This window comes from Pseudomonas sp. GW704-F2 (genome assembly GCF_059423025.1).
Map to the genome: position 1 here is coordinate 1 of NZ_JBWKXO010000080.1, position 9,334 is coordinate 9,334.

Annotated in this window: 7 protein-coding genes; 6 read left to right on the plus strand and 1 reads right to left on the minus strand. The window is 58.4% G+C overall.

Going from position 1 to position 9,334, the window contains the following annotated elements; translation table 11 throughout:
* Positions 1-144: 144 nt before the first annotated feature.
* On the minus strand, positions 145-687 hold the full coding sequence (locus AC07W0_RS30490; protein ID WP_102618976.1) for an ester cyclase: 543 nt from the start codon (positions 685-687) through the stop codon (positions 145-147).
* 84 nt (positions 688-771) lie between these two features.
* Here AC07W0_RS30490 and AC07W0_RS30495 point away from each other — a divergent pair, with 84 nt between their 5' ends.
* The 6 genes from AC07W0_RS30495 (at position 772) to AC07W0_RS30520 (ending at position 9,140) form a co-directional block, all read left to right on the plus strand.
* Positions 772-1,455, plus strand: coding sequence for a substrate binding domain-containing protein (locus tag AC07W0_RS30495; RefSeq protein WP_256580910.1), 684 nt, complete (start codon positions 772-774; stop codon positions 1,453-1,455).
* Between the two features lie 204 nt (positions 1,456-1,659).
* On the plus strand, positions 1,660-2,901 hold the full coding sequence (gene mexE / locus AC07W0_RS30500; protein WP_017847284.1) for a multidrug efflux RND transporter periplasmic adaptor subunit MexE: 1,242 nt from the start codon (positions 1,660-1,662) through the stop codon (positions 2,899-2,901).
* A 15-nt stretch (positions 2,902-2,916) separates the two neighbouring features.
* Entirely contained in the window at positions 2,917-6,096 is a 3,180-nt protein-coding gene (locus tag AC07W0_RS30505; protein ID WP_046486472.1) for an efflux RND transporter permease subunit, read from the plus strand.
* Positions 6,093-7,508, plus strand: coding sequence for an efflux transporter outer membrane subunit (locus AC07W0_RS30510; RefSeq protein ID WP_017847282.1), 1,416 nt, complete (start codon positions 6,093-6,095; stop codon positions 7,506-7,508). Before AC07W0_RS30505 ends, AC07W0_RS30510 begins: the two co-directional genes overlap by 4 nt.
* A gap of 431 nt (positions 7,509-7,939) precedes the next feature.
* Complete coding sequence (locus AC07W0_RS30515) at positions 7,940-8,080, plus strand: hypothetical protein (protein WP_158243628.1); 141 nt, start codon at positions 7,940-7,942, stop codon at positions 8,078-8,080.
* A gap of 88 nt (positions 8,081-8,168) precedes the next feature.
* Positions 8,169-9,140, plus strand: a complete 972-nt coding sequence (locus tag AC07W0_RS30520) for a cupin-like domain-containing protein (RefSeq protein WP_102618977.1) — start codon at positions 8,169-8,171, stop codon at positions 9,138-9,140.
* Positions 9,141-9,334: the final 194 nt, after the last annotated feature.

The following is a 9,334-nucleotide window of genomic DNA, read 5'->3' on the forward strand; positions in this document are numbered from 1 at the left end:
TGGCGTACGGTTACCGGGACAGCGAATTCTTTTTCATGAAGATCAAGAGCGTCTTTCCCGGCAATCCGTGAAGAACCAAAAAATTGCCACCCCAGCATGCTTCGACCTGGCCCGAAGTGTCAGGCACGCGGTGCCTCTCAAGGATTACAGGGCGCCCAACTGTTTCATCAGGGTCAGGTTGTCTTCGATGTGCCAGTTGGCGGCGATCTTGCCGTTGTCGATCTGATAGATATCGGTGGCGATAAAGTCCACGGGCTGCCCAGCGCCCTTGATCTGCCCGAAGGTGCCGGTGAAGTGCCCGCGAAAATGCAGGTGAACCACCACGCGGTCGCCGGCGATGAGCATGTGTTCGACCTCGCAACGCAGGTCCGGCACCGCTTCACGAAACGCCCGGGAGGCGAGCAACGGGCCTTCGGGGCCTTGTTTACGTCCGGCCGGCGGGGTTTTGTCGATGAAATCTGCGGCCAGCGCCTCACGGGCCAGGCTTTCGTCGCCGGTATCCCAGAAGGTGTCATAACGGCGGGCGGCGGTTTCCATGAGCGCCAGTTGCGCAGGCGGGAGGCTCTTGTCCACCACCAGCACACCCGGCTTGACCAGTTCAGTGCTGGCCGCGAGGACGGCGCCGGAAAAGGTCGAGGTCAAGAGTGTGGCGATGAGGCAAGCGCGCGCTATAGGTGAGGGTTTCATTGAAAAATCTCCTTGGGTGATGGGCTCAGAGGGTCTCGTGTTCGCGCAGGCTAAGCGGGCTTTTAAGATGGCGCGCATCGCCTGTTGGCAGACGCCGACGAGTTGCACACCAGCATTCGCCTGGGCGCCGACACCCTTTGCGGGCCGATCCGCCTCAGCGCCCCGCAAGACTTCGGTCGCCAATACATCGAGCCGATCCTTGCGCAGTTCATGCAGGAGCACCCGCAGGTCAGCATCGAGCTGAACCTCAGCGATGGCTATGTCGACCCCGTCGGCCAGGGGATCGACTTCGCCGTGCGCTTCGGCGCGCTGGCCGACAGCACCCTGCATGCCCGTCTGATTGGCGAAAACCGCCGAGTGGTGTGTGCATCACCGCTGTACCTGGCGCGCCACGGCACCCCGCAACACCCCGAGGACCTGGCCGCGCACGAGTGCCTGGTGATGCGCTTCGGCGTCAATATTTCGCGGGAGTGGGCGTTCATGCAGCACGGGCAGACCCACCGGATCATGGTGCGTGGCCGCCGCGTGGCGAACGACGGCGCGCTGGTCCGCCAATGGTGCCTGGCCGGCCACGGGATTTGCTTGAAATCGGTGTGGGACGTGCGTGCCGATCTCGACGCCGGCCGCTTGGTCGAGGTGCTCGAGGATTACGACCTGGGCCGCACAGCGCTGAACATCGTCTACCCGCCCACGCGCATTCAGCCCAGACGGGTGAGAATGTTGATAGAACGCATCGTTGCGCAGCTGGCGAGCGACAGTGCCAGGTAGGCATTGCGGCGTTCCTTGCAGCGCGCGCAACATGCCTTTGTCATCAAGCATATTGATAGCTGCCTAATGAAACCCGCAGACTAGAGGGCTCACTCCGCGCTTATATCATTCCGAATGATAGTTATCTTTGCTTCATTCGATTCGTGACCTAGCAGCTCCCCGCGCATGATCCGCCCATCTCAAATACATTGGCGGATACACCTCATGGAACAGACACTCAAACACTTACGCTTGCCCCTGGCGATTCTGGCCGTGGCGGTGATGAGCGCGTGCGGCAAAACCCCGGAACAAGCGGCCGCCATGCCTCCTGCAAAAATCAGCGTGGCCAAAGTGCTTGAGCAACCGGTCAACGAGTGGGACGAATTCACCGGACGCCTGGAAGCACCGGAAACCGTGCAGATCCGTCCACGGGTGTCCGGCCAGATCGATCAGGTGGCCTTCACCGAAGGCGCCCTCGTGAAGAAAGGCGACCTGCTGTTCCAGATCGACCCACGCCCGTTCCAGGCCGAGGTGCGCCGCCTCGAAGCCCAACTGCAACAGACCAAAGCCGCCGCCACCCGCAGCGATAACGAAGCGCAACGGGGCGAACGCCTGCGTCAGAGCAACGCGATCTCCGCCGAACTGGCCGACTCGCGCACCACCGCCGCCCAGGAAGCCCGCGCCGCTGTCGCCGGCATCCAGGCGCAGTTGGACCTGGCCAAGCTGAACCTGAGCTTCACCCGCGTTATCGCGCCGATCAGCGGCCGTGTCAGCCGTGCCGAGATCACCGCTGGCAACCTGGTCACCGCCGACGTCACCGCGCTGACCAGCGTGGTCTCCACCGACAAGGTCTACGCCTACTTCGACGCCGATGAGCGCGTGTACCTCAAGTACACCGAACTCGCCCGCCAGGGTCGCCGTGGCGCGACCACCCCGGTGTACCTGGGCCTGTCGAATGAAACCGGCAACCCGCACCTGGGCCAGATGAACTTCGTCGACAACCAGGTCAACCCGGCCACCGGTACCATCCGTGGCCGCGCGGTATTCGACAACAGCAAAGGCGAATTCACCCCTGGCTTGTACGCCCGCCTGAAACTGGTCGGCAGCGGCACTTACTCCGCCGTGCTGATCAACGATGAAGCGGTCGGCACCGACCTGGGCAAGAAGTTCGTGCTGGTGATGGAAGGCGACAAGCCAGCCTACCGCTCGGTGGAACTGGGGCCGAAGATCGAAGGTTTGCGCATCGTGCGCAGCGGCCTGAACAAGGACGACACCATTATCGTCAAGGGCCTGCAGCGTGTGCGCCCGGGCGCGCCGGTCGCCCCGGAAACCATCCCGATGGCCAGCAAGGAAACCCTCGCCGCCTTGGCCCAACAACGACAAGCGCTTGAAGCCAGCAACCTGGAGCAAGTGGCGCCGGAAAAAACCGCGCCCAAGCTCGCAGCCGTCGCGACTCCACGCGGTTAAGGGATACGACTCAAGATGAATTTTTCCAAGTTCTTCATTTCGCGGCCGATCTTCGCAGCGGTGCTCTCGCTGTTGATCCTGATCGCTGGCGCGATCTCGCTGTTCCAACTGCCGATCAGCGAATACCCGGAAGTGGTGCCGCCGACCGTGGTGGTGCGTGCCAACTTCCCTGGCGCCAACCCCAAAGTCATCGGCGAAACCGTCGCCGCGCCGCTGGAACAGGCGATCACCGGCGTCGAGAACATGCTGTACATGTCCTCGCAGTCGACCGCCGACGGCAAACTGACCCTGACCATCACCTTCGCCCTGGGCACCGACCTGGACAACGCGCAGGTGCAGGTGCAAAACCGTGTGACGCGCACGCAACCCAAGCTGCCCGAGGAAGTGACGCGCATCGGTATCACCGTGGACAAGGCCTCCCCCGACCTGACCATGGTGGTGCATTTGACCTCCCCGGATCAGCGTTACGACATGCTTTACCTGTCCAACTACGCCTTGCTCAACATCAAGGACGAGTTGGCGCGCCTGGGCGGCGTGGGTGATGTGCAGCTGTTCGGCATGGGCGACTACTCCCTGCGCGTCTGGCTGGACCCGAACAAGACCGCTTCGCGCAACCTGACCGCCACCGATGTGGTGACCGCGATTCGCGAGCAGAACCGTCAAGTGGCCGCCGGTGCGCTGGGTGCGCCGCCTGCACCGAATGCCACCAGCTTCCAGTTGTCGGTGAACACCCAGGGCCGCCTGGTCACGGAAGAAGAGTTCGAGAACATCATCATTCGCGCCGGCGATAACGGTGAAATCACGCGCCTCAAAGACATCGCGCGGGTCGAGCTGGGTTCGAGCCAATACGCCCTGCGTTCGTTGCTCAACAACCAGCCGGCCGTGGCGATCCCGATCTTCCAGCGCCCGGGTTCGAACGCGATCCAGATCTCCAACGAAGTGCGCGACAAAATGGCGGAGCTGAAGAAGAGCTTCCCCGAAGGCATGGACTTCAGCATCGTCTACGACCCGACCATCTTCGTGCGCGGCTCCATCGAGGCGGTGGTGCATACCCTGTTCGAAGCGCTGATCCTCGTGGTGCTGGTGGTGATCCTGTTCCTGCAGACCTGGCGCGCCTCGATCATTCCGTTGGTGGCGGTGCCGGTCTCGCTGATCGGTACGTTTGCGGTGATGCACCTGTTCGGCTTCTCGCTCAACGCGCTGTCCTTGTTCGGCCTGGTACTCGCCATCGGCATCGTGGTGGATGACGCCATCGTGGTGGTGGAGAACGTCGAGCGCAACATCGAGCTGGGACTGGAACCGTTCCAGGCGACTGAAAAGGCCATGAGCGAAGTGACCGGGCCGATCATCGCCACGGCACTGGTGCTGTGCGCCGTGTTCATTCCCGCAGCCTTCATCAGCGGCTTGACCGGGCAGTTCTACAAGCAGTTCGCCTTGACCATTGCGATTTCGACGGTGATCTCGGCCTTCAACTCGCTGACCTTGTCCCCTGCCCTGGCTGCCGTGTTGCTGCGCAGCCATGACGCGCCGAAGGATCGTTTCTCCAAGATACTCGACAAGCTGTTGGGGGGCTGGTTGTTCCGGCCGTTCAACCGCTTCTTCGAAAAAGCCAGCCATGGCTACGTCGGCACCGTGCGCCGGGTGATTCGCGGCAGCGGCATCGCGCTGTTCCTGTACGCCGGCCTGATGGTGCTGACGTGGTTCGGGTTTGCCCACACCCCGACCGGTTTCGTACCGGCCCAGGACAAGCAGTACCTGGTGGCTTTCGCCCAATTGCCGGACGCCGCGAGCCTGGACCGCACCGAAGACGTGATCAAGCGCATGTCCGACATCGCCCTGAAACAGCCGGGCGTGGAAAGCGCCGTGGCCTTCCCGGGCCTGTCGATCAACGGGTTCACCAACAGCCCGAACAGCGGCATCGTGTTCGTGACCCTCAAACCGTTCGACGAGCGTAAAGACCCGAGCATGTCCGCCGGTGCGATTGCCGGTGCGCTGAACGGCAAGTACAGCGACATCCAGGAAGCCTACATGGCGATCTTCCCACCGCCGCCGGTACAGGGCCTGGGCACCATCGGCGGGTTCCGCCTGCAGATCGAAGACCGTGGCAACCTGGGTTACGAAGAGCTGTACAAAGAAGTGCAGAACGTCATCACCAAGAGCCGCACCACGCCGGAGCTGTTCGGCCTGTTCACCAGCTACACGGTCAACGTGCCCCAGGTCGATGCCGCCATCGACCGCGAAAAGGCCAAGACCCACGGCGTGGCGATCAGCGACATCTTCGACACCCTGCAGATCTACCTGGGTTCGTTGTATGCCAACGACTTCAACCGCTTCGGCCGCACCTACCAGGTCAACGTGCAGGCTGAACAGCAGTTCCGCCTGGATGAAGACCAGATCGGCCAGTTGAAAGTGCGCAACAACAAAGGCGAGATGATCCCGCTGGCGACCTTCATCAAGGTCAGCGACACCTCCGGCCCGGACCGCGTAATGCACTACAACGGCTTCATCACCGCGGAAATCAACGGCAACGCTGCACCGGGCTACAGCTCCGGCCAGGCCCAGGCCGCGATTGAAAAACTGCTGAAGGATGAACTGCCCAACGGCATGACCTACGAGTGGACCGACCTGACGTATCAGCAAATCCTCTCGGGCAACACCGCGCTGTTCGTGTTCCCGCTGTGTGTGCTGCTGGCGTTCCTGGTACTGGCCGCCCAATACGAAAGCTGGAGCCTGCCGTTGGCGGTGATCCTGATCGTACCGATGACGCTGCTGTCGGCCATCACCGGGGTGATCATCTCGGGCGGCGACAACAACATCTTCACCCAGATCGGCCTGATCGTGCTGGTGGGCCTGGCCTGTAAGAATGCGATTCTGATCGTCGAGTTCGCCAAGGATAAACAGCAGGAAGGCCTCGACCCGCTCGCCGCGGTGCTGGAAGCCTGCCGTCTGCGGCTGCGGCCGATCCTGATGACCTCGTTCGCCTTCATCATGGGTGTGGTGCCCCTGGTGCTGTCCAGCGGTGCCGGTGCCGAGATGCGGCATGCCATGGGCGTGGCGGTGTTCTCCGGGATGATCGGCGTGACCTTCTTCGGGCTGTTGCTGACACCAGTGTTCTACGTACTGATCCGTCGCTATGTGGAGCGCCAGGACGCGCGCAAAGCGGCCAAGGCCTTGAAGCTGGAGACACAGCAATGAGTGTGAAAGTCTTTCTGCCGAGCTTGCTGGTCCTGGCGCTGAGCGCCTGTGCCGTGGGCCCGGACTACACAACCCAGACCCCGGAGGCGGCCAATATCACGGCTGCCGCCGATGCCAAAAAATACGACCACGGGAAATTCGAAGGCATCTGGTGGCAGCAGTTCGACGACCCGACTCTGAACCAGTTGGTGACCCAGTCGCTGAGCGGTAACCGCGACCTGCGCGTGGCGTTTGCCCGCCTGCGGGCCGCACGGGCGATCCGCGATGACGCCAGCAACGACGCGATGCCGACCATCACCAGCCGCGCCAGCAGTGACCTGGCCAAGGGGCAAATCCCTGGCCAGACCACCAAGCGCGTCAACAGCGAGCGTTATGACCTGGGCCTGGACATGGCCTGGGAGCTGGACCTGTTCGGCCGCATCCAGCGCAACCTGGAAGCCACCGACGCCGACCAGCAAGCGGCCGAAGCCGACCTGTACCAGCTGCAAGTCACGCTGATTGCCGAACTGGTGGACGCCTACGGTCAACTGCGCGGCGCGCAACTGCGTGAACGCATCGCCCTGGACAACCTGAAGAACCAACAGGAGTCGCGCACCATCACCGTCAGCCTGCGCGATGCCGGCGTGGGCGACCAACTCGACGTGGAACGTGCCGACGCCCGCCTCGCAGCGGTGGAAGCCAGCGTGCCGCAACTGCAGGCCGAACAAGTGCGCGAGCGCAACCGCATCGCCACCCTCCTCGGCCAGCGCCCCGACAAGCTGAGCGTGGACCTGAGCCCGAAAGACTTGCCGGCGATTGCCAAGGCGCTGCCGATCGGCGATCCAGGGCAACTGCTGCAACGGCGCCCGGACATTCTGAGTGCCGAACGCAAACTGGCATCCGCCACCGCGCGCATCGGCGTGGCCAAGGCCGACCTGTTCCCACGGGTCAGCCTCAGCGGCTTCCTCGGCTTCACCGCCGGGCGCGGTTCGCAGATCGGTTCATCCGCGGCGAATGCCTGGGCCCTCGGCCCGAGCATCACCTGGGCCGCGTTTGACCTGGGCAGCGTGCGTGCGCGCCTGCGCGGCGCCGATGCCGAGGCCGATGGCGCCCTGGCCAACTACGAGCAGCAAGTGTTGCTGGCGTTGGAAGAATCCGAGAACGCCTTCAGCGACTACGGCAAGCGTCAGCAACGCCTGGTCTCGCTGATCCGCCAAAGCGAATCCAGCCGCGCCGCCGCCGACCTCGCCGCGATCCGCTACCGCGAAGGCACCGTGGACTTCCTCGTGCTGCTCGACGCACAACGCGAACGCCTGGCCGCCGAAGACTCCCAGGCCCAGGCCGAGGTTGATCTGTATCGCGGGATTGTTGCGATCTACAAGGCGCTGGGTGGCGGTTGGCAGCCGGATACGGTGGTCGCTACGGCCAAGTGATGTAAAGAGCTCCTTTGGTTGGTCGCATCCAGCCAATTTTTAGCCCCGTGGTCTGTTTGGTCATGGGGCTTTTTTTGTTTGGAGCGTCCTAAAATATTGAAAGTTATTTCTGTAAGTCAAACAAGAAGTCCTTCGTAAGTACTTTCCTAATACCGCACTGCACCTGGCGGCCAGGCTTGCATGTTTTTTATCGAAGCAGTCATGTCTCCTATTACGGACGCACTGACACATAGAATCACAACGTGTTCATTTGCGTAATACCGGCAACATGGTCTTTACTCTAGGAGTCGCTGATCAGTTCAGAAACTACGCGAGTCCTCACCGACAAATCAGGTTCTCCGGCGTGGTTCTGGAGCGAGACATAAAAACAATCAGTGACTGATCAATCTAAAACCGCTACAACATTACCAATCACCCAATGAGAATATAAAATGAAAAATGAAGAGATGATTGAACACATTTTAGAATCAGACAACACTTTCGCCGCCACTAATGAAAGTGAAGATATCTCTTTCTTTATGGACGTAGCAGATGATGAGTTGATGCTTCAGGCTGTTTTTAGCCGCTGTTAATAGTACGCTAGGGCTATGACAAAAAAGGTCATTCATTAGAGTGACCTTTCTAAAAAACCAAAAAAACCCATAAGTAAGGAGTGCTCTCTTGTCAAATAAAAATATAACTCCTCTTGAGAGTATTGATTCTAGCGATGCAATAGCTTTCCAAAAAAACTATCTCATGAATGAAAAGCCAGTCATTCTAAAAGGAATGGGCAAGGATTGGCCTGCAATTAAGCGTTGGTCTGCGGGCTTTTTCAAAAACACCTACGGGCATGTTAAAGTGCCTGTCTGTTACTACAAGACAAAACAGCAAGAGCGCTATAAAAACCAAGTTAAAATACCTCTAAGAGAATATATATATCTAGCAGAAAATAATAATTATTCTGACAGTAACGCCGAACTACCATATTTGGGAGGATGGATCTATCACAAAGAGTTCCCTGAGCTTCTAGACGATATAGATATGACGCTACCTTGTTTCCCTGATAACTGGCTATACAAACTACCACCTTCGATCTCAATACCACCAACAAACTTACTTATCGGATATCAACATGTATCAAGCCCACTCCATACAGACTCTTTTTTCGTTAACTCTGTATTAACCATGATTGTGGGTGAAAAAAAAGCCCGCATGGTGTCACCATCCCACACATTTGCAGTTTCGAATGGACAAGATTTATTTAATTCTGAAATTGCTAATCAAGTGCTCAAGCAAGGTGCAGATATTTTTGAAGGTACGATATCTGCAGGTGATGCATTTTATATCCCCCCTGGGTGGTGGCATAACGTAATCAACTGTGGGTTTACTATCGCTGTTCAAAATTTACATGTGGACACTTATAGATTTCCACTTTTTGAACAGCAAATGCGTGGATTCGTTTTACCTATATTAAGTAAAATCGAAGATTTAGGAAGGGATGCCAGAGAAGAGTTATTTAACGCAGAAAAAACACTACCCCCTCCTTTATCTCATCAGATTGGTGGATTTATTGAGCATGAAAAAAACTATATTATGTTTCTTAGAAAATCAGCAAAAAAGTCCGAAGACTTTCTAAACAATTATCACCAGTAGAACTCTAGCAACTAAAGAGCAACGCATTCACCGACTCTAAATTAATAGAGCATTAATCAGATACTTTTTTGCACGTTTTTCTTGCAACAAATATCAAAAAACACCAATATCAAATAACTCAACCCTCAAAAATATGACAATTAAATACTCCTGGCAAACTGGCGCCCAGGAAGTAAGGAGGTTTTGTGGTGGAG